Source organism: Ancylomarina salipaludis (genome assembly GCF_004122035.1).
In the GTDB taxonomy this organism is placed as follows: Bacteria; Bacteroidota; Bacteroidia; order Bacteroidales; family Marinifilaceae; genus Ancylomarina; species Ancylomarina salipaludis.
On record NZ_SAXA01000001.1, the window covers coordinates 380,396 to 403,024 of the forward strand.

The 22,629-nt window shown below is 36.0% G+C and carries 17 protein-coding genes; 8 read left to right on the plus strand and 9 right to left on the minus strand.

Annotated elements, in window-relative coordinates; all coding sequences use genetic code 11:
* Positions 1-57 precede the first annotated feature (57 nt).
* Positions 58-1,440: a D-alanyl-D-alanine carboxypeptidase/D-alanyl-D-alanine endopeptidase gene (gene dacB, locus EO244_RS01625; protein WP_164977386.1), complete on the plus strand. Its 1,383-nt coding sequence runs from the start codon at positions 58-60 to the stop codon at positions 1,438-1,440.
* A 77-nt stretch (positions 1,441-1,517) separates the two neighbouring features.
* Here the strand turns inward: dacB and EO244_RS01630 are convergent, their stop codons facing one another.
* The 7 genes from EO244_RS01630 to trxA (EO244_RS01660) all read right to left on the minus strand — a co-directional run bounded on the left by EO244_RS01630 (position 1,518) and on the right by trxA (EO244_RS01660) (position 8,792).
* Positions 1,518-2,798 carry a hypothetical protein gene (locus EO244_RS01630; protein WP_129252274.1) on the minus strand — a complete coding sequence of 427 codons (1,281 nt, stop codon included), beginning with the start codon at positions 2,796-2,798 and terminating at the stop codon, positions 1,518-1,520.
* A 200-nt stretch (positions 2,799-2,998) separates the two neighbouring features.
* Positions 2,999-3,580: a porin family protein gene (locus EO244_RS01635; protein WP_129252276.1), complete on the minus strand. Its 582-nt coding sequence runs from the start codon at positions 3,578-3,580 to the stop codon at positions 2,999-3,001.
* A 137-nt stretch (positions 3,581-3,717) separates the two neighbouring features.
* Positions 3,718-4,344 carry a thiamine diphosphokinase gene (locus EO244_RS01640; protein ID WP_129252278.1) on the minus strand — a complete coding sequence of 209 codons (627 nt, stop codon included), beginning with the start codon at positions 4,342-4,344 and terminating at the stop codon, positions 3,718-3,720.
* 45 nt (positions 4,345-4,389) lie between these two features.
* Positions 4,390-4,980: a nicotinamide riboside transporter PnuC gene (gene pnuC / locus EO244_RS01645; RefSeq protein WP_129252280.1), complete on the minus strand. Its 591-nt coding sequence runs from the start codon at positions 4,978-4,980 to the stop codon at positions 4,390-4,392.
* A gap of 92 nt (positions 4,981-5,072) precedes the next feature.
* Positions 5,073-7,544 (minus strand): TonB-dependent receptor, encoded by a 2,472-nt coding sequence (locus tag EO244_RS01650; RefSeq protein ID WP_129252282.1) that lies wholly within the window; start codon positions 7,542-7,544, stop codon positions 5,073-5,075.
* A gap of 384 nt (positions 7,545-7,928) precedes the next feature.
* A complete protein-coding gene (gene trxA / locus EO244_RS01655) occupies positions 7,929-8,375 on the minus strand; it encodes a thioredoxin (protein WP_129252284.1) in 447 nt (148 codons plus the stop codon).
* A gap of 57 nt (positions 8,376-8,432) precedes the next feature.
* Positions 8,433-8,792 (minus strand): thioredoxin, encoded by a 360-nt coding sequence (gene trxA, locus EO244_RS01660; RefSeq protein WP_129252286.1) that lies wholly within the window; start codon positions 8,790-8,792, stop codon positions 8,433-8,435.
* A 308-nt stretch (positions 8,793-9,100) separates the two neighbouring features.
* Between trxA (EO244_RS01660) and EO244_RS01665 the strand changes: the two genes are divergently transcribed.
* Positions 9,101-10,513: a CCA tRNA nucleotidyltransferase gene (locus EO244_RS01665; RefSeq protein ID WP_129252288.1), complete on the plus strand. Its 1,413-nt coding sequence runs from the start codon at positions 9,101-9,103 to the stop codon at positions 10,511-10,513.
* Positions 10,514-10,665: 152 nt separating this feature from the next.
* Complete coding sequence (locus tag EO244_RS01670; RefSeq protein WP_129252290.1) at positions 10,666-12,108, plus strand: monomeric [FeFe] hydrogenase; 1,443 nt, start codon at positions 10,666-10,668, stop codon at positions 12,106-12,108.
* A gap of 88 nt (positions 12,109-12,196) precedes the next feature.
* Here the strand turns inward: EO244_RS01670 and EO244_RS01675 are convergent, their stop codons facing one another.
* Together EO244_RS01675 and EO244_RS01680 are read right to left on the minus strand one after the other, a co-directional pair.
* Positions 12,197-13,555, minus strand: coding sequence for a sensor histidine kinase (locus tag EO244_RS01675; protein ID WP_129252291.1), 1,359 nt, complete (start codon positions 13,553-13,555; stop codon positions 12,197-12,199).
* Entirely contained in the window at positions 13,545-14,918 is a 1,374-nt protein-coding gene (locus tag EO244_RS01680) for a sigma-54-dependent transcriptional regulator (protein ID WP_129252293.1), read from the minus strand. Before EO244_RS01680 ends, EO244_RS01675 begins: the two co-directional genes overlap by 11 nt.
* Positions 14,919-15,326: 408 nt before the next feature.
* Between EO244_RS01680 and EO244_RS01685 the strand changes: the two genes are divergently transcribed.
* The 5 genes from EO244_RS01685 to EO244_RS01705 all read left to right on the plus strand — a co-directional run bounded on the left by EO244_RS01685 (position 15,327) and on the right by EO244_RS01705 (position 22,624).
* Positions 15,327-17,675 carry an ABC transporter permease gene (locus EO244_RS01685; protein ID WP_129252295.1) on the plus strand — a complete coding sequence of 783 codons (2,349 nt, stop codon included), beginning with the start codon at positions 15,327-15,329 and terminating at the stop codon, positions 17,673-17,675.
* A 42-nt stretch (positions 17,676-17,717) separates the two neighbouring features.
* Positions 17,718-18,401 (plus strand): ABC transporter ATP-binding protein, encoded by a 684-nt coding sequence (locus tag EO244_RS01690; RefSeq protein ID WP_129252297.1) that lies wholly within the window; start codon positions 17,718-17,720, stop codon positions 18,399-18,401.
* Positions 18,402-18,446: 45 nt separating this feature from the next.
* Positions 18,447-20,876: an ABC transporter permease gene (locus EO244_RS01695; protein WP_129252299.1), complete on the plus strand. Its 2,430-nt coding sequence runs from the start codon at positions 18,447-18,449 to the stop codon at positions 20,874-20,876.
* A 30-nt stretch (positions 20,877-20,906) separates the two neighbouring features.
* Positions 20,907-21,191, plus strand: a complete 285-nt coding sequence (locus EO244_RS01700; RefSeq protein ID WP_129252301.1) for a hypothetical protein — start codon at positions 20,907-20,909, stop codon at positions 21,189-21,191.
* 161 nt (positions 21,192-21,352) lie between these two features.
* Complete coding sequence (locus EO244_RS01705; RefSeq protein WP_129252303.1) at positions 21,353-22,624, plus strand: hypothetical protein; 1,272 nt, start codon at positions 21,353-21,355, stop codon at positions 22,622-22,624.
* Positions 22,625-22,629 lie beyond the last annotated feature (5 nt).

Consider the following 22,629-nt stretch of genomic DNA (forward strand, 5'->3'; position numbering starts at 1 on the left):
TCACACATAAATATGAATCGATCTGCTTTAAACTTATGTTTCTGTATCTATCTTATTGTGCTAAATTTTTCGACCTATGCTCAAAAAACTGGCGATCAAGATTATTTAAACGGATTTGTAAAAAATGAAATATTTAAATCAGCGAGCATTGGCATTGAGATTCGGGATCTGAAAACAGGTGAAATTTTAGCCGCTCACAACTCAGAAAAGAGCCTGACTCCTGCTTCAACACAAAAGCTACTGACAACAGCGGCGGCACTTGAAATTTTAGGCTCAGATTTTCAGTTTCAAACTGAAGTTTTAATCACTGGTCGAATTAATAAGGATGGCATATTGATGGGAAATCTCCTTATCAGAGGCAGTGGAGATCCCAGCCTGGCATCCAAATATTTTCCAGAGAACAACCGCTTTATTTCTTCGATTTACAATGAACTGAAAAAAAATGGAATCCATCAGATTAATGGCAAGCTAATAGTTGATGCGAGTTACTACAAAAGCTCTGTGCCACGCACATGGATTTGGGAAGATATTGGGAATTATTATGGAGCCATACCTCATACAATCAGTTATAAGGACAATACTTACACGCTGCATTTTGAATCTAAGGAAGCTGGTCAACTCACAAAGATCACAAAAGTTGACAGCAAACAAAGCGGAATGACATTCTCCAATGAAGTGATGAGCTCAACCATCAATAAAGACCGAGCCTATATCTTTGGTGGACCTACGGATTCGCATAGACTTATTGACGGGACCATTCCTCAGAATCGCACTGACTTTAAAGTAAAAGGTGCCGTATCAAGACCTGAACTCGTATTGCTTTCAGATTTAAGCAAAGTTCTTCAGGCGGGAGGCATTCAAATTAAAGAGCAGGATTTTAAGACAAAAACTCAGAAAACATTACTAAAATTCAAGTCACCTCCCCTATCTGAAATAGTCGCTTTAACCAATCAAAAAAGTATCAACCTGTTTGCCGATCATCTTTTATTTCAAATTGGGATAACACAAAAAAAAGAAGGCAATTGGCAATCGGGCATCAGCGCTTTAAAAGAGTTCTGGCAGTCAAAAGGCCTTGATTCCTCAAGCTTATTTTTATTTGATGGTAGTGGTCTATCCCACTTTAATGCGATATCAGCACGAGCTTTGAATCAAGTCTTGGTTCACATGAATAGAAGTGAAAATGCAACATCCTTTTTCAATTCACTACCTATTGCAGGTCAAAATGGCACACTAAAAAGTTTTGGAAAACAAAGCGACTTAGCAGGAAATTTCATGGCAAAAACAGGTAGCATGACGGGTGTCAGATCCTATTCCGGAATCCTTAAAAGACAAAATGGCACCCAACTTGCGATTAGTCTCATCATCAACAATTACTCATGTTGTACTCAACTTCTTAATGAAGAACTGAAGACTTTACTGGTAAATCTAGCCAGTAATTAAATAACAGATCCTAAAAAATAAAGAAAGCTTCACCAATAAAAATCGGTGAAGCTTTTCTATATATTGTAATTTCTCTATTAGAAGAAATAGTATAAACCTACAGAAATACGTGTGTTTCCAACCCAGTGAGAATTGATCACCTCAGCTTTTTCATTAATAGCACCATCAGTAGAATCTGCATAAGCAGCAGCCGTATATTCAACTTCCAATTCAAGCTTTAGATTGTTAATCTTTTTTGACACACGAGGTGCAATACGGTACAACTCACCAATATTCTGACTACGGCTATAAATCATATTAGGCACAACCTCATCATCAGCGCCATAATTTTTTGAATAACCAGCTAATAAGGCTAACTCATAGTTATTTTTCTGATATGAAAGATCTGCCCATGTCCCCAACACTTTAATGGGGGTGTAAGAAGCTTCATTGGTTACAGGATTTAAACTCTTAGCCGCATAACCACCCAACATCAACACATCGGTCATATTCGATCCGTAAGTTGCCTGTGCTTTAATTGTAAGCGGTTTAAAATTTAACTTGAAATAGCCCATTACTGCCCATGAAGAAAGGGTTTCATCATTCTTCCAAGTTTGAAGATCGTTATTTTCTTTAGAACCTGTTGTACTCAAAAGTGAAGGTTTAATAGTCTTGTATTCAGCACTAGCTCCTATCAAATGCTTTCCTGCATAATAGTGAACCTGTCCTTGAATGATTGGTAAACCTGCATTTCTCAAATAACGGTTACCTGCCCCTAAAAGACCAGTACTTGTATAATCACGCTCAGATGCCAAAGCAGCTAAAATTTTCCAATTTTCTGTTTTATGAGTTAAACGCACTTGCGGGTTACGAGCAAATGGCTTGAATGGCAAACCAGCATTGGCACCAACTGTTCCTGGAAAAACTTCAGCAACAAAAAGGGGCGACCAAGTCTGTCCAATCAATAAAGATATATTTCCCCAGTCTAAATTCACAAAAGCATGACGCAAACGCATACCATTAACATCAGACTCTGCATTCCCAATAAACTCAGCTTCCAACAAACCATTGGTTTTGGCACCCAAAATATCCGGACCTGTAATTTTTGCATTTACACGCGACTGAATAACAGCCATATTGTAAACGCCACCTTTGTTTATGTCTTTACCACTGGCATCCAATAATTCATCCTGAGGATATAGCAAAATAAAGCCCTCACGAGCACTTACTGTTTGGCGAGTATCATAAGTAAAAAGAGAATGTACATAGCCTCCAAATTTTACCTGAATAGGCTTTTTCTCTTCTGTGGATTGTGCAGACAATAAACTTGTACTGCAGAAAAATAGAATAAATAAAAATAAATAGTTTTTGCGATTCATAGCAATTGCTTATAATTTAAGATTTGCCGCAAAGATAGTTTTTTTAATGAGAGTTAAAATGTGTTAATTAAGAAGATGTGACGATTTGAGGATGAGATGATGTGAGAAGCTAAACTAGGTATTTTTAAACTTATTTAAATGAGAAAAACCTCCAAGGAGTAAAATCCTTGAAGGTTTATAAGTTATATTTCTATATCAGCTTAAAACGAATAAGCAACTCCCAACTGAATCACTGAATTATATGCTTTAGAATTATCAATATCATCAAGCTTTGACAACCCTCTATTATATCTTACGTCAAGAGATATTTCATCACTTACATCAAAAGATAAACCGAAGTTTAAACTAAAATCAAAATCCTTAAATTCATCTTTTATATCAACTGTACCAGTCACATCACCTTGTTCAGCTTGAGCTTCAGCTTTTACCAAAAACCCCAATTGTGGACCTGCATACACATGAATTTTATCAGATGCTCCCAGACTCATTTTCAAGAGTAATGGAATATTTATATAAGTAGTTTTTATCGATAGATCACCATCCCCACTATCAATTTTCCAGCCTTGTCTAGAATATAGCAATTCTGGTTGAAAAGATAGATTATTATTTAATGGTAGATTCAAAAATCCACCAAAATATAAACCAGCTTTCATATCAACATCGTCAACATCATCACCTACGAGATTTGAAAGGTTTAATCCTGCTTTTGCACCAAATTTAACATCTTGTGCATACCCATAAGAAGCGATTAAAACACAAATAACAACTAAGATTTTCTTCATAATATTTTTTTAGGGTTAGTTTATAATGACACAAATTTATCCTAATTATTTTATATTATGATCTGTCAAATCTGTCAAATTTATGAAGATCTATTCATTATAATAAAAACGGGTCTTACAGAATCAACGAATACAATTTATTTTTCATATTCCTGATACACAATCAAAGAGTTGCCTTCGAAATCGATTCGAAAGCTATCTCCCATGGATTCGTTTAATGTCCCTTGCCACAACATGTCCAGTTTCTGATTAGTTAGTTCGTAGCGTAGGTTAGCTGTCGTGATAATGGTTTCTGCTTGAGGAGAGAATATTGAGACTTGTTGACCGATATAAGAATCGAAGTTTCGGGAGCGCATAACCGGGGTGAAGATCCCATAATCAGTCAGCATTTTCACCTTCATCTTTTTCGTATAAGATGGCAGAAGAAAAATATTACCAATCATATGATCATCCCGTTCTCCCGTAGCACCAACAATGGTAATATCGTTGATTTTATTAGCCAAACACCAGTTTACGGCTTTGGTTAAATCGTTGGTATCCTGATTCGAAAAATGATGGATAATATCCTGATATTTGCGTTTTAAATCATCAGAAAGTGAATCTAAATCACCCACAATTGCATGAGCTTCTATACCCGCAGTTTCCAGCTTATTAATGGCTCCATCACAACAGACAATGCATTCCGATGATTTTAAACTGTTCAATGGAATTTCATGGACTGGAAAACTGCCATTAGCCAATATAACTGCTGATTTTGATCTCATTTTTCTGTGGTGTAAACTTATGAGTCACAAAAATAGGGTTTTGCTTTAGATTGCTTGAGACTTTGCCAAATCTTTTTTCCACTGATAATAACCATACAAAGCCAGAATCGTGTAAAAAGCAAATAAAATTGAAGTTGGGTACAAACCTTTGTAAAGATACAATCCCATGGATACGGCATCAACGAGTACCCAAACCAGCCATTGCTCCAGAATCTTACGAGCCAACATCCATGTGGCGACAATACTTAGAGCGGTTGTAAACGAATCCCAGTATGGAATAGGAGAATCGGTATAATTAACCAAAATAAAAGAAATGCCAATGTAGATAAACAAACTCGCCAATAAAAGCTTAAAAAACAAACCAAGCCCTAAACTGACTACGGGTAATTCTTCTTCAACCTGCCCTTTCGAGCGAGACCAATGAAACCAACCATATATGCTGATGAATACATAATAGAACTGAAGCCCCATATCTGCATAAAACTTGGCAACAAAAAACACATAGATATACATCAGTGCAGAGAACAAACCAACCGGCCAGAGCCATTTGTTTTGTTTGATTTCTAAATACAGAAAAATAAAGCCTGAAAGCGTTCCTATTATTTCAACACTGTTTGCACTGATCCAATCTAACATCCTGTTTTTATATCTAACCAAGCTGAAAGTAATCGCTCTCAGCTTGGTTTTAAAATTAATAACTTAAATTATGAATCCGAATCTATTCCTGATTAAAAAGTAAGACTTAAGCCAGCCATAAAGTTAATTCCAGCCTGAGGGAAATAACCATCCATTGCATAACGTTCGCCACCATAGATATATGAATACACCCAGGCATTCGATTCGTATTCTGCATCAAACACATTATTCACCAACAGATTGAATTTCAAACTTTCTGCAAATTTTGGTTTGAATTCATATGAGAAATTTACATTCGATACGGTGTAAGCATCCAAACTTCTGTCATCATTTGATGAATTATCGATATATTGTTTACCCACATATTGAGATATTAACTGCATGCCAAAACCAGATTGAGTGTACGAAAACACCGAATTAGCCGTTACATTGGGTGAAAAAGCCAAATCTGTTGTACCTAAATCAGAAACTGCTTGTTCTCCAGTCTCCCAGTTATCCCAATTATCAACATGCTCTACAAAATCCTTTATTTTATTTTCACTCAATGATAAATTCCCTTTCCAGGAAAGCGATTTTGTAATATTTGTTGCTGCACTTAACTCAACACCTGTTCGATAAGACTTATCAACATTTACCATCACAGCTGAACCAACATCATTTATTTCACCGGTCAAAACCAACTGATCCTTATAATCCATATAAAACACATTCGCTTCAAACAGGAAATTCGCTTTTGATAACTTATAAGTTAACTCGTAATCAAATAAACGCTCACTCGTTGGTACACTTCCAGGCTTTGCATCAGTATAATTACTTCGATTAGGTTCACGATTAGCGACTGATAAAGAAGCAAAAAGACGGTGATTCTCGTTGAATTCATAATTCAAACCAACTTTAGGATTAAAGAATAAAAAATCGTGATTTTGAGTAATATCTCTTAAATCTGAATCGATGCCTTTAATTTTATAATCAATCCCTCTTAATTGCATATCAGCATACAAACTCAAAGAATTATCTACGGCAACATTAGCTTTTACATAAGCATTATACTCTTCTTTAGTTCCATTATTATCATAATAATGATCGCCTAAAAATGAATCCCCGGCATTTTTCATCCAACGAATTTCACCAAAGTGGTCACCATCGTATTTGTTCCAGCCACCCCCTGCAACCAGGTCAAGCGATTCCATTTTCTTCGAAAAAGAAAAGACTGCTCCGTAAAAATCATTATCCAACCATTTACGACGAATAATATCGGTTTTTTCAATGGTTTCACCCCCGATTACAACTGGAGCCAAAGCATATTTTTCAAGTTTATCATTTTTCTTAAACTGCTCGTAATATCCCTCTCCTTGCGTATAATGAAAAGCCATATTAAACTTAGTATTATCCGCAAACAGGTGAGTTAAAAACAAACGGTAATGCTTCTGCCAATAATTATCGGTTTCATTGTCATAGGTATACTGGTTGTAAGTTCGGGAATCGGAAGCCAACATATGATCAACCACTTCCTGACTAACTAACCAATGATCGGCATAACGTTGCATACCTTCTGCATCATTTTCCAAACGAACTTTAGGTACGCCGTTCCAGGCTTGATACGTTTTTTCTTTCCCTACAATTACATTGGCTTTTACGCTGGTGCGTTCCCCATAATATCCTGCAGAAACATAGGCCGATTGCAAATCAGAACTAGCTCTGTCAATAAACCCATCCGACGTAATTTTAGACAAACGTGCATCAAAAGCAAAACCTTTCTTTAAACCAGTTCCAAGTTTAACGGTATTTTTAAAGGTATTAAATGATCCGGCCGAACTTGAGATTTCAGCATAAGGCAAAGCATTTACATTCTGTGTTTGCATATTGATACTCGCACCAAAAGCACCTGCTCCACTGGTTGATGTTCCCACACCACGTTGAATTTGAATATCATCAAGCGATGAAGTAAAATCAGGCATATTTACCCAGAAAACACCATGCGATTCTGAATCATTCAAAGGAATACCATCAACTGTCACATTGATACGATTGGCATCAGATCCACGAATACGAAAGCCGGTATAACCCACACCGGCGCCCGCATCAGTTGTGGTTACGAATGAGGGGGTAATTGATAAAAGCATCGGAATATCCTGTCCCAAATTTCGCTTCGACAAATCTTCATGACTTACATTAGTGACAACAACCGGCGTTTTTGAATCTGCTCGGGTTGCTGACACCAAGACCTCATCTGCCAGGATAGCTGAATATTGAAGAACAAAATCCAATCTTAGGTCTGATTTAAGATCAACTTCTTGTGTTTGCGGTTTAAAAGCTAAAAAGCTTGCCACAATCTCGTAAAAACCCGGCTTTAAGTTTTCAATTTTGTATTCACCATTAGCATTGGCAGACACGCCATGCATACTCCCTTTTATTACAACTGCTGCCCCAGGCAGAGGATTTCCATCCTGATTAAGCACTTTCCCTCTCAACGTGATTTGAGAAAATCCTGCAAAACAGAAAAATTGAAACACAAGCAGCAAAGCTACTTTTGTAAATAATGAACTGATTTTTTTTGTAGACATTACAATAAAGTTTTTTAGGCTGAATAGATCAGCATTCGATAAAAAAATATTGCAATGAGGTTCTTAAGATGAGATATCAGGCGAATAGTAATTTCGCAATTCCCTACGCCGGCATTATCCGGATCAGGTGTAAGAAACCGAAGTTAATCTGTTTCTAAGGGTATAATCTCAGCCCGTTTATTTAAGGCACCCCACTGTTATTAGTGCGCAAAGGTAATTTGATTTCCTTAAAATACAAGTCTCAATTCATTTCAATACGGAATGATCTAAACTTTTCATTATCAACAAAGATACAAGGAATATCTGATAGCAAACAAAGTCTCTGGCACAAAAAAAGCACCCATAAAACTTGGGTGCTCTCATATTTAAAGACTTAGCAGTCCTCTATTTTTCACTAACAACTTCCTTTACCCCCATAACTTCGGTTAAAGCTTTCACAAAGGTTGCTTTTGGAAAAGCCCCTTTTGCCATCTGGGGTTGCCCTTGGGCAGGAATAAACAAGAAGGAAGGAATACTTGTAATACCAAATGCAGCCGAAACCGCTCTGGCCTTATCCGTATCCACCTTATAAATTTGAATGGCATCGCCATATTCCTCTTGTAATTCTTCAAGAATTGGCGCTACCCTTTTGCAAGGACCACACCAAGTCGCATAAAAATCAACAATTACAGGCTTATCACCTTTAAACACCCATTCCTTTTCATTCACAAAGTCAAAAACTTTTTCTTTAAAACCTTCATCATCCAAAGCAATCACTTTCGATTGAGAGAAGCCTGCAAGGCTCAGGAATACAAACCCTAACAGGAAGGTTGATTTTATTAAATTTCTCATAATTGTTTGATTTATTATTGATGCTCAAATATACTTGAATATTCTTACTTCAGAAGATTATTCACTCACGCCTAAAACATCCTTAAATGCTTGCTTGAAGGATTCTTTTGACAAGGCACCTTGAGCCATCTGAGGCTGGCCATCCTGTGGTACAAATAAGAGCGAAGGAATACTTTGTATACCAAATACAGAAGACAACTCTTTTTCTTCTTCCGTGTTAATCTTATAAATCTCCAATTTGTCACCATACTCTTTCTTCAACTCTTCCAAAACAGGAGCTACCGCTTTACAAGGTCCACACCAGTCTGCATAAAAATCAATTAAACAAGGTTTATTCCCTTCAAATTTCCAATCCTTATTATTTTCGAAATCAAACACCTTTTCCTTGAAAGATGCTAATGTTAAATGCTCTACCATAATTATTAAATTTAAAAATGTAAATATGTCTATTTCTACATATCAATTAACATGCCAAGATAATAATATGACAAAATGCCACTGTTTAGATTGAAGAGCGCCTGACTAATTCATGAAATCAATAGCATCCAAATCATCTTTAAAATAGGTGCAATTTCATTAGAAAGCTGATTATCTATTCTTATATTTTAGAATGATCCTAAATAATTGTATTTTTGCCCGATCAAGGAGATATTCGTTTCAAACTTGAAACATGTATCAGCTTAAGCTAATACACTCCTGAATTGATATTTATATAAGTTTAAACTGTGAAGAGATTTTTAACACACCCCATATTCCCTATACTTTCAGATATTGTAACGGAAGAAAACCTTGAATCCTACGTAATTGGAGGCTTTGTTCGTGACCTTTTTCTTGAAAGAGAATCGAAAGACATTGATGTTGTCGTAATAGGCAGCGGCATCGAATTGGCTAAGAAAGTCGCTGCTCGTGCAGGTAATACTAAGGTCTCTATTTTTAAGAGTTACGGTACGGCCATGCTCAAATACAAAGGCTTTGAAATCGAATTTGTAGGCGCACGCAAGGAGTCCTATCAAAGAGATTCACGTAATCCGATTGTAGAAGATGGGACACTGGATGACGACCAAAAACGTCGGGACTTTACCATTAATGCCTTGGCATTGAGCCTGCATAAAGATAACTTTGGAGAACTTCTTGATCCCTTTGGAGGCATCGAAGATCTGCAACACAAAATTATCAAAACACCACTTGATCCTATTATCACCTTCTCAGATGATCCTCTGAGAATGATGCGTGCCATTCGTTTTGCAACCCAACTGGGCTTTAAAATTTCTGATGTTACTTTTGAGGCTATAAAAGCCAATAAGGATAGAATTCACATCATCTCTAAAGAAAGAATTATTGAAGAGATGAATAAAATTGTGATGTCAAAACAGCCTTCAATTGGGTTTAAATTACTGGATGAAGCGGGCTTACTCGAACTTATTTTTCCTGAATTTGGCAAATTGAAAGGTAGAGAAACACGAAACGGCATTAGCCATAAAGATAATTTCTATCACACCCTTGAAGTTCTTGACAATTTATGCTGCCACTCTGACAATTTATGGTTGCGTTGGTCCGCTTTACTTCACGACATTGCCAAACCCAAAACAAAAAAGTTTGTCAAAGGTATTGGCTGGACTTTTCACGCTCACAACTTTATAGGCGAGAAAATGGTCCCCCAAATTTTCAAGAACATGAAACTGCCTTTGAATGAAAAAATGAAATTTGTTCAAAAAATGGTTTCCTTACATATGCGCCCTATCGTTTTAGCACAAGAAGTTGTGACCGATTCGGCTATTCGCCGTTTATTATTCGATGCAGGTGACGATATTGAAGAATTAATGCTGCTTTGCGAAGCTGATATCACATCGAAAAACGAAGCCAAAGTGAAGAAATTTCTGGATAATTTTCAACTCGTACGTCGCAAACTAAAGGAGGTTGAAGAAAAAGATACTATCAGAAATTTTCAACCCCCTATCAGTGGTGAAGAAATCATCAGCACTTTCAACCTTTCACCTTCACGTGTTATCGGAGATATAAAAACAGCTATAAAAGATGCGATTCTCGATGGTGAAATTCAAAACAACTACGAAGAAGCCTATCAGTATATGCTCAAAAAAGGTAAAGAACTTGGCTTAAAAGCCAACTCAAAAAAGTAAATAAAAAACTCGAATGTTTCATTCGAGTTTTTTTTATGAAACACTTAAAACATAGTTAAAAAAAACATTAAAATTTAAAAAGGGAAAGCATATTATATCTACTTTTGCGGCGTCAAAAAAAACAATCCTAACAACCCAAAAATACAGCAAAAATGGCTTACGTAGATAATACAATGATTATTCGAAGAGATCTGGTTGCCAATATGGCAGAGCTCTTTAACGATGACAAACTTGTTTCTAATCTTGATAGGGTTCCCCTTGAAATGGCTCCAAGAAATAGAGAAGACGCGGATCGATGCTGTATATTTAAGGAAAGAGTCATCATTAAAGAAAAGTTAATTCCACTTTTGGGTTTCGAACTTGAAGATGATCGTGATGAACTTAAAACACTAGGTGAATATGCAACAGAAGCTCTTCAGAGAGAAAATCCTATCGAAAAGATACTAACTGTTGTTGACGAAGCCTGTACCTCATGTGTTCAGAATTCATATATCGTAACCAATCTGTGTAAGGGGTGTGTGGCTCATCCATGTATGATGAACTGCCCTAAAAAAGCAGTAAGCTGGAATGCGAATGGTCAGGCTCAAATTGATCCTAAAAACTGTATCAACTGTGGGATCTGCATGAATGTTTGCCCTTATCATTCAATTATTTTCATGCCTGTACCATGCGAGAATGCCTGTCCTGTAGGTGCCATCTCTAAAAATGAGCACGGTAAGGAACAAATTGATGAAGAAAAATGTATCGATTGTGGTAAGTGTATTACAGCTTGTCCATTTGGTTCAATTATGGAGAATTCACAAATCATCGATGTGATGAAATCTCTAAAATCAGAACAAGAAACGATCGCTCTGGTTGCTCCAGCCCTATATGGCCAATTCAAATATAAAACAGAAAATGTTATTGGTGCCATAAAAACACTTGGCTTCCATGACGTGATTGAAGTTGCTAAAGGTGCAAATGTCACAACCGTAAATGAGGCAGATGAGTTACTTGAACGTCTGGAAGACAAAGCTCCATTTATGACCACATCATGTTGTCCGGCCTATGTTTCAGCTGTAAAAAAACATATTCCAATGATGGAGCAGTACGTATCGCACACAAAAAGTCCGATGTATTACACTGCTGAATTAGCTAAGAAACAATACCCAAATGCCAAATTGGTATTTATTGGTCCATGTATTGCTAAACGCCGTGAAGGAATGGCTGATCCGAATGTGGATTATGTGATGACATTTGAGGAGTTGTCCGGTCTGTTTAGAGGATGGCATATAAATATCGATGGTAATCCAATTGAGCTTGACAGAAGTATTAAAAATCACGGTCGTGCTTATGCTGCCAGTGGTGGTGTTGCTCAATCGGTGCTGGAGGTAAAACCATACGTCAATATAAAACCTGTTATCGTAAATGGCTTAGACAAAAAGAAAATCAATATGCTAAAAGCCTTTGCAAAAACCGGAAAAACCAGTGGTAATTTCATTGAAGTGATGGCTTGTGAAGGAGGCTGTATTGCAGGGCCTAGCTCCCATTACGATCCTAAAACAGGACTGAAAATATATCAGAATAATTTGAAGGAATTTCCTGAAGATTTATAATTCAAATTCAATTATTAAAAAAATGGTCTGTCTCAAAACAAGAGACAGACCATTTTTTATTTTCGTCTGCACGAATTTCTCCTTGCAATTAAAAAGTTAGTGTAAATGTTGTTTTTTCATCAGGAATAGAATGTGCAGTAATTGTACCACCATGCAAACGTACAATTTGCTTTGATAGAGCCAATCCAATTCCGGATCCCTTAGGTTTGGTGGTAAAAAATGGAATAAAAACTTTATCCAACACCTCCTTTATTATACCTTGCCCGTTATCGGTAAGCTGAATCGAAATCCGTCCACGCTTATTCAAATAGGCCCTCAAACTTATTTTAGGGTTCTCGGTATGTTCAAGTGCATGAATTGAATTCTTTATCAAATTAATCAATACCTGCTCAATTAAAAGTTCGTCAGCTGAAAGCTCAATCGATTCAGGATCAATACTGATACTACACTCAATATTACGATTTTTCATCTCTTCTTTCATCAACATATGGATGTTGTCGAAAAGTTGCTTAACAGGAAAAATACTAAAATTCGGATTCGGTATCTTAGTCAGATTTCGATAAGTATCAACAAAATGCAACAAACCCGAACTACGTTTTTGAATTGTTGCCAAAGCCATCTTCACTTCGGTAATCGTTTCTTGATCTTTTTCATCAAACTTACTGACATTACTCATCCCAAAATCATCAAGAATAGTAGTCAATGTATTCGATAAAGAAGAAATGGGGGTAATAGAATTCATGATTTCATGAGTTAAAACACGAATCAATTTTTGCCACGATTCTATTTCCTGTTCCTCAAGCTCGTATTGGATATTTTTAATCGAAACCAGAATAACCTGTCTGTCGTTTATTTTAAACTCGGTAGCATAAATCGCCAATTGCAAAATATCATCATTATCATTAACCTTGATCAGCGTATTTTCACCATGCTTAAGTTTCAGAAGCGCCTCAACAAATTCAGGACTGAAACTTTCTAAATCCTGAATTTTAGTCAGATTACTAACCTGAAACAGTTTCTTGGAAGCATTGTTTATCATCTCAACCGAACCATCGCGATGAAATGCTATCAGTGAAATTCCAATATGCTGAATAACGGTTTGCAAGTAAAAATAATGCTCCTCCTTCTCGGCCCTGATTTTCTGAAAATCAGAAATCACCGCATTAAAAGACTCCTGCAATTTATCAAAAGAACTCCCTAAGCCCTGCACCTTAAAATTTCTTGTAAAATCAGAATAGCGTATCGATTCCAGGAAATTTTTAAGCAACCTATTGGTTTTTTCAACGTACTTAATCATCTCGTAAATCTGATAGATAATTACAAGAAAAATAAGACTGGCTGTCGTATAATAGTTATTCTTTGACAAAACAAAAGCCAATAGAAATATAGCTGCAGAAAGCGCTACAATCCTAAAAATAAAATTAAGTCTGAAGCTTTTATAAACCATATTTCTCTAATCTTCGATACAAGGATGTTCTAGTTAAACCAAGTTCTCCGGCTGCTTTCGAAATGTTTCCCTGATTGGTTTTTAATACTTTCTGAATGATATTCTTTTCCACCTCTTCCAAATTGTAACTATCCAGCTCAACATCGCTTTGTTGCGAATGTCCGGTATTAATCTGAAAATCGCTGGGTTGCAAATTATTATCATCGGCCATAATTACTGCACGCTCCATCAAATGCTGAAGTTCGCGTACATTTCCGGGCCAGGAATAATCGTATAATTTATTGATACACGCTTTTGAAAGTGGACCAAAACTCTTCTTATACTTCTTCGCATAAATCTTCAAGAAATGTTCTGCCAATAAAGGAATATCCTCGTATCGTTCGTTTAGTGCCGGCAAACTAATCTCTACTGTATTAATTCGGTAAAGCAAATCCTGTCTGTAATTTTCCTCAGCTACCATCTGAAGAATAGGCATATTTGTTGCACAAATCAGTCGAATATCAATCGGAATCGGTTTGTTTGACCCCACACGAATAACTTCGCGTCTTTCAAGAACCGTCAGTAATTTAGCCTGCATAGGCAAAGATAAGTTACCTATTTCATCCAGAAACAGTGTCCCTCCTGAGGCGATTTCAAAACGACCGGGACGATCCGCTCTTGCATCGGTAAAAGCACCCTTTACATGACCAAACAATTCACTCTCGAATAAGTTTTCATTAATTGAACCCAAGTCAACACTTACAAACACCTCATCCTTTCTCGACGAATTTCGATGAAGAGCTCGCGCAACAAGTTCTTTTCCCGTTCCATTCTCTCCCAATATTAAAACATTGGCATCTGTTACCGCCACCTTTTGTATGGTCGAAAAAACAGTTTGCATTTCAGGAGAAACACCAATAAAATCATTGAAAGGCTGATCCAAAACCGCATTCAACTCTTTTTGCTTGGATTTTAATTGCTTCACCTCTTCTTTCGATTTTCTAAGTTTGATCGCTGAAGAAATTGTGGCCATTAGCTTTTCATTTTGCCAAGGCTTTAAAATAAAATCAGTCGCACCTGCCTTGATTGCTTTTACAGATTTCTCAACATCACCATAAGCCGTGATGAAAAGCACAACCGCTCGGGGATCAATTTCAAGAATTCGATTCAACCAATGATAGCCCTCCTGCCCACTAATGGCATCCTTTGTAAAATTCATATCCAAAAGAATCACATCATAGGTTTCCTGCTTCATCAATTTGGGAATCAATTCAGGATCTGATTCGGTGTGAATCAACTCAACATGCTGCTTCAACAGCAATTTCAATGAAAAAAGAATATCTTCATTATCATCAATTGCTAAAATTTTTCCGACTTTACTCATTGTTTCCGTTTTTATATCTCAACTGCTTAAGTTCTAATCTAACCAAAGCCTTTTCATCTTCTTTTTTGATTTGTATGTGTCCAAAATCGAACATCAAGATAGGACTAAAAATCCAAAATCAAAACAAAAATGTTCGATTTCGTACAAAATTTGTTCGAAAATCGATCATTTTGCAAATCTAAAAATGATTAAATTACTGCATGATAAGCTGATATACAACAAACAAGATTTTTTGGCACGAAACTAGCTGATAAATAAACTCATAAAGTATTCGAGTGTAATCATAAATTCTGTTTTCTATTATAAAAATTTTGGTAATTGAAGAAGGAAAATAAATCAGCCGAAAATTTAAAATAATATTATTTTAAATTCGCAAAACAATTCTCGAAACAACAGATATATTAATTAATGTTCAAAATTTTTCTAAATACTGTTTTCAGGAAACTCTATCTTCAAAAGGGATATTCACTGATTAATATTTTAGGTTTAGCTACAGGAATTACTTGTAGCTTACTTATTTTATTATGGGTTGAATACGAATTAAGTTTTGATTCATTTCATCAAAACAAAAGCCAGATATACAGTGTTTACGAAAATCAGACCTATGCTGATGGTGAAACTTTCACCGTTTATGCAACCCCTGCGCCACTTGCCGCCAATCTGAAAGAAAATATTGATGAAATTGATAAGGCTACTCGCATTTCAAGAACATGGGGGAAATTAATGCTAAGCACTGAAGGATCAACTTTTGTTGAAAATTCGGGATTATGTGTTGATCCGGATTTCTTCAAAATATTTAGTTTTCCGGTCCTTCTTGGCAACCCCAACCTAGTTATGCCGGATGAACGATCAATTGTTATTACTGAAAAGATGTCCAAACGCTATTTCGGAGAGGACAATCCATTGGGAAAAACCATCAGCATCAATACAAATCTTAAATATCATGTCAGTGCGGTTCTTAAGGACTCGCCTAAAAATTCGTCACTCTATTTTGACTTTTTATTACCCTTCAACTTTATTAAAGAAAATTGGGGATTTAATCTAAACAATTGGGATTCTCATGCATTTTTAACGATAATCCAAATTAAAAACAACACCTATATACCAAGTTTAGAGACTAAAATAAAACCCTATATCAAACAAAACCTAAAACAATCAAATACCGATCTGGCATTACAAAAGTTTTCTGATTATCACCTCCATTCAATCAATGGGAACAAACTCAGTCCCATTCTGTACATCAGAATTTTCACCCTGGTTGCGTTTATTATCTTATTGATTGCCTGTTTTAACTATATGAACCTATCCACAGCACGTTCAGAACGACGAGCCAGAGAAGTTGCTGTAAGAAAAGTTGTAGGCGCGCACAAAAGAGGATTGTTCGCTTTATTTATGGCTGAATCAATTTTCATCAGTCTGCTAGCTTTTGGATTAGCAATTGTACTCGTGGAGTTACTTCTACCCTTTTTTAAGGAATTAACACAAAGAGATCTCACCTTAAAATTATCCAATCCAACTTTACTTTTATCTTTTGCTGCAATCGTTCTGTTTACCGGTTTTGTTTCGGGAAGCTATCCAGCTTTATATTTATCATCGTTTAAACCCATTCGAATCCTCAAGGGAAAATTATACCGCGATTCCCATTTATTTCGTAAATTGATGGTTATTATTCAATTTATAATATCAGTAGCTCTCATTATTTGCTCAAGCGTTATTTACAGACAATTGGATTTTCTTCAAGATAAAGATGTTGGCTACCAGAAAGACAACATCATTTACATTGAGATGCTGGATAATTTCCAGAAACACTATCCAAAATTGAAGGAAAATCTGATTAAAATACCCGGTGTACTTAAGGTTACTGCGGCCAACCAAATGCCCATTAATTTTACAAATTCAACATCAGATATTTCTTGGAAAGGGAAGTCGAAAGATGCAAAAGATGTCTTGTTCCAGTTAAGTTTCGTCGATTATGATTTTATTGAAACTTTTGAAATGGAAGTCCTACAAGGACGTGCTTTTTCATCAAAACAAGGCGCTGACAGTCTAAAACTGGTTATTAACGAAGCTGCTGCTTCCGTTATGAATATGAAATATACCATTGGAGAAAAAGTCAAAATTTGGGATTACGAGGGCGAAGTCATTGGTATTGTCAAAAATTTCAATTTTAACAGCTTACAAGTTGGTGTCAAACCCTTACTCATGCTTATGAGCTCCGATGAATTTAAATATATTGCAATTAAAACATCGGGAGACGAACAACCCATAATAAACAAAATTAGGGAAACCTGGAGCAAATCTTTTCCTAAAATACCTTTCTCATATCGCCTCTTGAAAGATGATTTCTCATATTTATACAAAGCCGAATCACGCATGAGTCTGGTTTTTATATCCTTTACTCTAATAGCGATAATTATATCGGCACTGGGCTTATTTGGCTTGTCATCATACATTATTGAACAGAAATATAAGGAAATGGGGATCCGAAAAGTTTTTGGCGCTGAATTTCAAAACCTGTTAAGATCATTCCTCTACCGTTTTCTGAAATGGATATTACTAGCCAACCTTATTGCCTGGCCAATTGCTTATTTTCTTATGCAATGGTGGTTAGCAGGTTTTGCTTATCGAATTCATATTTCGTGGATGGAATTTTTGGGAGCTGGCCTTCTGTCTATCCTAATTGCCTTTATAACGGTTTTTTATCAGAGTTATAAAATATCAACAATTGCCCCTATAAAAGCAATTAGATACGAATAAAATGACACACTATATTTCTCACAAACTGAAATTAAAGATATCATGATAAAGACAAACAACTTAATGAAAAAATTCAGAACCAATGAGGTGGAAACCACTGCTCTGAATAACGTAAACCTGGAAATAAATGAAGGTGAATTTGTTGCTATCATGGGGCCCTCCGGTTGTGGAAAATCGACGCTACTTAATATTCTGGGTTTATTGGACAACCCTAGTAGTGGCGAGCTTTTTTTCTACAACGAACGTGTTGACGGATATAATGAACGACAACGAACCAATCTCAGAAAAGAAAACATTGGCTTTGTTTTCCAAAGTTTTAATTTGATTGAAGAACTAACCATTTATGAGAATGTAGAACTTCCCTTACTCTACATGAAAGTTTCAAGTTCGGAGCGAAAAAGACGTGTCAATGAGACCTTAGACAGAATGAAAATTATGCACAGAGCCAAGCATTTCCCCCAGCAATTATCCGGAGGACAACAACAACGAGCTGCCATTGCCCGTGCGGTTATCACAAACCCAAAACTCATTTTAGCCGATGAGCCGACTGGGAATCTCGACTCAACCAATGGAGAAGAGGTGATGAATCTGCTGACTCAGCTCAACGAGACGGGAACCACCATCGTGATGGTAACCCACTCCCCTTCAGATGCGGATCGTTCTCATCGAATCATTCAACTTTTCGACGGACATATTGTAACTGAAAATATGAGACAAAAACTGTAATCTCTAAAAATATTTGACCTACTTATGGAATAAAAGAACAATCCTATGCTCAAAAATTTCTTTATCACTATTATTCGAAATATATCAAGAAATAAGTTCTATTCTGCTATCAATATGGTAGGATTGTCCATAGGATTAGTCTGTACTATCTTAATCACGCTCTTTATTCGTGATGAATATTCCTACGACAAGTACAATCTTAAACACGACCGAATTTACAGAATTGGAATAGATTTTGTCCTCAACGGGAATCGTGACCGCACAGCCACTTCAGCTTTACCCATGGGTCCGACCTTCAAACAATACTTCCCCGAAGTGCAAGAATATGTACGGTTTATAACCGCGCACAAACAACAAATTACATATCAAGACAAAAACTTTTACGAAGAAAATATTGCCTATACAGACTCAACTCTTTTTAATGTTTTCTCATATGAATTAGTAAAAGGAGATCCGAAAAAGGCACTAACACAACCTTTCTCTGCAGTATTAAACGAAACCTTAGCTCATAAATATTTTGGGGATGAAGATCCTATTGGCAAGATTATTAAAGTTGATGAAAGACACCAGTTTACTGTCACAGCTATCATAAAAGACATTCCGTCCAATTCACATTTTAAATTCAACATCCTTTATTCCATCAGTACATTGGCTAAACGAAGTGGAAACGCCAACTTCAACACTATTGAACCCATCTCCTTTTGGAATTTTAGCTATTACACTTTCATTTTACTCAAAGAGAATAGCTCTATTGATAAAGTTGAACAACGATTCCCGCTTTATTATCAAAAATACATGAACGACTTTGGCGAACAATTTGGGATCGATTTCAAAATAATATTTCAAAAACTTACAGATATCCATTTAAAATCAGATTTAAACTGGGATGCTCCAACAGGCAATATAAAGTACATCTATATTCTATTGGCAATTGCCATCTTTATCCTATCAATTGCAGGAATCAATTATATGAATATGGCCACTGCAAGATCAAGCAAAAGAGCCAAAGAGGTTGGTATGCGTAAAGTTGTTGGTGCTCAAAAAGAAAGCATCATTCGTTTATTTCTGTTAGAAAGCTTAACTCTCACATTTGCTGCTTTAGGCATCGCAATCATAATTGTAGAATTAATCCTTCCTGTTTTCAATATGATGGTCAACAAAGATCTGGTTCTAAACATCGTTCAAACGCCTGACATCTTTTTATTTATTATTTCTATAGCACTAATCCTTGGGATACTCTCAGGATCATACCCGGCATTTTATTTATCCGCCTTTCGTCCGGTAGCAATTCTTAAGGGAAGAAGAAAAGCAAGAGGTGGCAACAAGCGTTTAAGACAAATTCTGGTTATTTGCCAGTTTACAGTTTCAGCTATCATGATTAGCGGAACAATCATTGTCATTTCGCAACTCTTTTTCCTGAAAAATAAGGATATGGGATTTGATAAAGAAAACATTCTTATTGCTCCTATTCGTGACTCCTCGCTCAGGACCAATATGAATATTTTCAAAACTGAACTCAAGAAAAACTCGAATATTGAAGCTGTAGCAACATCTAATTCAATAATCGGATTCTCTAATTCAAAGACCGTTCATTTGTATGAGACAGCCGATGGAATGAAAGAGCATGCTTTAAATTTCAACATAATTGACTTTGATTATATTGATTTAATGAAATTAAGATTGATGCAAGGGCGTAAATTCAATAAAGCAATTAAGACCGACTCTACAACCGCCTTTATTGTCAACCAATCTGCAAGTAATAAATTTAAATGGGGAGCCAATGCCATAGGCAAAAAACTTCAATTTGGCGTTTCATTTGGAGAACATAAAGAAGTAAGATTAGGGAAAGTCATCGGTGTTATAACTGATTTTCATTATCAAACCCTAAGCACAACAATTGAACCCCTGAGCCTCTTTATTTCTGAAGCCCCTGAAGACAGAGATGTTATTTATATTAAAATCAGACAAACTAATCAAAATGAAACCATAAGCTACATTCGGGATGTATGGAAATCCTTTAGTCCCAATCATGCATTTCATTATTTCTTTTTGGATGATAAAATCAATAAGAGATTTAAAACCGAAGAACGATTGACTCTACTGTTTATTATTTTTTCATTCATCTGTATTTTAATCGCTTCAATGGGATTATTTGGTTTATCCTCCTTTATGGCTGAACAACGAAACAAAGAACTCGGCATAAGAAAAGTCCTGGGAGCATCAACCAATAATATTGTATATCTCTTAACCCGGGAATTTCTTAAACTCATAATAATCGCCAACCTGATTGCAGTTCCCTTTGCTTATTGGGCTCTTAATATTTGGCTACAGGATTTTCCTTATAGAATTGTTATACATGCATGGGTTTTTATTCTAACTCTGATTATTACACTCATTATCGGTCTTTCTACAGTCTCGTGGCAATCCTTTAAAGCTGCCAAGTCTGATCCGGTTATGGTCATTAAATATGAATAGTTCACCAATAATATTTTATAAAACTTAGCTATGAGAGAATTATGTATCCCAATACCTATCAATATAGGATCAGATCTAGCCGAGATTGAAGTTAAGATTAATAAGAAGAATCGAAAATTCCTCTATCGCTTGGAGTCCTTCCCATGGGAAGTTGACGATCATGATATTCGAGACGGCATTACCGAAGATTTGCTGAAAATTTATCAGCTCAAAAAAACAATAGCCAACTACGATAAAGACTGGGAATTAATTCAAATCTACCCTCCTGTCGAAAAAGCTAAAATCATTCAAATTCTCTTTAGAAAAAAACAATAAATCAAGCAATTCGTTTCAATTCAACACCGAAAATCAGAATATCTCTCAACAGATATTAAACATTGTAACAAACGCATTTCTTATATTTTTGCAATTACCTGTAACTTTTGAGTCGTCTGTTCGTTAAATAAGCAACTTGAATATTTTAACGCTTACTTACAATGAAAAAATATCCACACACTCAATCCAGGCTTAAGCTATTGTTTTTATTTACTCTACTTACGGGACTTACTACTTTATCAAACTCAATATCAGCACAAAGCAAATGCATGATTTACGGAAGTGTCACAACAATTGAGGGGAAAACTTATGAAGGACCAATACGTTGGGGGAACGAAGAAGTCTTCTTGTCTGACATTTTCAATTCTGAAAAAATCTCAAATCCCTATATCAAATACCTGAATAAATCAAACTTTAAAACAACTTACAAATCTTCGACTCACACCCATTCCCGGGATTGGGTTAATATATCAGTCCACACCGACAGACAAAGTACGAGTTCCTTCGACAGAAAGTTTCAATGTCGGTTTGGTGATATAAAATCAATAACGGTAACTGGACGAGAAAGTGTTAGTTTAGAACTGAAATCAGAAAAATTCATCAATCTCAAAGGTGGATCCAATGATGTAAACACCAGCATATCAGTTTTAGATATTGAACTTGGACTAATCAATCTGAATTGGAATAAAGTTGATATCATCAGATTTTTCCGCCCTGCTCAAAAAATTAACGATTCATTCGGTCAAGGTATTTATGGCAAACTCACAACCACTCAAGGCGAATTTACGGGTTTTGTTCAGTGGGATCATGACGAACGATTATTAGATGATGTATTGGATGGAAATTCCTCCGATGGGAATCTCAAGATACCTTTCCGAAAAATCAACAATATTACAAAACAAGAAAACGGCTGTCTCGTGAAACTCAATTCGGGAAGAGAAATTGAGTTGTACAGCACCAATGATGTTAATAGCAGTAACAAAGGAATTATCATGAGCCTTCCTAACATTGGCAGAGCCGATTTTGACTGGAAGCATTTTATCTCTTTTGAAATCATGAGTGAGCTTGAAACAGAAAATCTTTGCGACACTTTATTCCCGGAAAGTGAAAGACTTTATGGTAAAATCGTCACAAAATCAGGAAAAGAATTCGAAGGCGTTATTGTTTATGATTTAGACGAAGCCATGGATTCTGAATTACTAAATGGCTACAATGATGATATTAAATTTTCTATTCCCTTCAGAAACATTAAAAGTATCAAACCAATGGCTGAAGATTATTCCTCCATTGAACTCAAAAGTGGAGAGAAACTATTTCTGGGCGATCAGGCCGATGTATCCTATAAAAATGCAGGCATTATTATTTTCACATCCTCAGAAGAATACCACATTGTAAAATGGAGCGAACTTGAAAAAATTATCTTCATGGAATAAAATCC

Coding starts and splice junctions, on each gene's coding strand:
- EO244_RS01630 (WP_129252274.1), bottom strand. CDS start 2,798: ATGAATCGCAAAAACTATTTATTTTTATTTATTCTATTTTTCTGCAGT.
- EO244_RS01635 (WP_129252276.1), bottom strand. CDS start 3,580: ATGAAGAAAATCTTAGTTGTTATTTGTGTTTTAATCGCTTCTTATGGG.
- EO244_RS01640 (WP_129252278.1), bottom strand. CDS start 4,344: ATGAGATCAAAATCAGCAGTTATATTGGCTAATGGCAGTTTTCCAGTC.
- pnuC (WP_129252280.1), bottom strand. CDS start 4,980: ATGTTAGATTGGATCAGTGCAAACAGTGTTGAAATAATAGGAACGCTT.
- EO244_RS01650 (WP_129252282.1), bottom strand. CDS start 7,544: ATGTCTACAAAAAAAATCAGTTCATTATTTACAAAAGTAGCTTTGCTG.
- trxA (WP_129252284.1), bottom strand. CDS start 8,375: ATGAGAAATTTAATAAAATCAACCTTCCTGTTAGGGTTTGTATTCCTG.
- trxA (WP_129252286.1), bottom strand. CDS start 8,792: ATGGTAGAGCATTTAACATTAGCATCTTTCAAGGAAAAGGTGTTTGAT.
- EO244_RS01670 (WP_129252290.1), top strand. CDS start 10,666: ATGGCTTACGTAGATAATACAATGATTATTCGAAGAGATCTGGTTGCC.
- EO244_RS01675 (WP_129252291.1), bottom strand. CDS start 13,555: ATGGTTTATAAAAGCTTCAGACTTAATTTTATTTTTAGGATTGTAGCG.
- EO244_RS01680 (WP_129252293.1), bottom strand. CDS start 14,918: ATGAGTAAAGTCGGAAAAATTTTAGCAATTGATGATAATGAAGATATT.
- EO244_RS01685 (WP_129252295.1), top strand. CDS start 15,327: ATGTTCAAAATTTTTCTAAATACTGTTTTCAGGAAACTCTATCTTCAA.
- EO244_RS01690 (WP_129252297.1), top strand. CDS start 17,718: ATGATAAAGACAAACAACTTAATGAAAAAATTCAGAACCAATGAGGTG.
- EO244_RS01695 (WP_129252299.1), top strand. CDS start 18,447: ATGCTCAAAAATTTCTTTATCACTATTATTCGAAATATATCAAGAAAT.
- EO244_RS01700 (WP_129252301.1), top strand. CDS start 20,907: ATGAGAGAATTATGTATCCCAATACCTATCAATATAGGATCAGATCTA.
- EO244_RS01705 (WP_129252303.1), top strand. CDS start 21,353: ATGAAAAAATATCCACACACTCAATCCAGGCTTAAGCTATTGTTTTTA.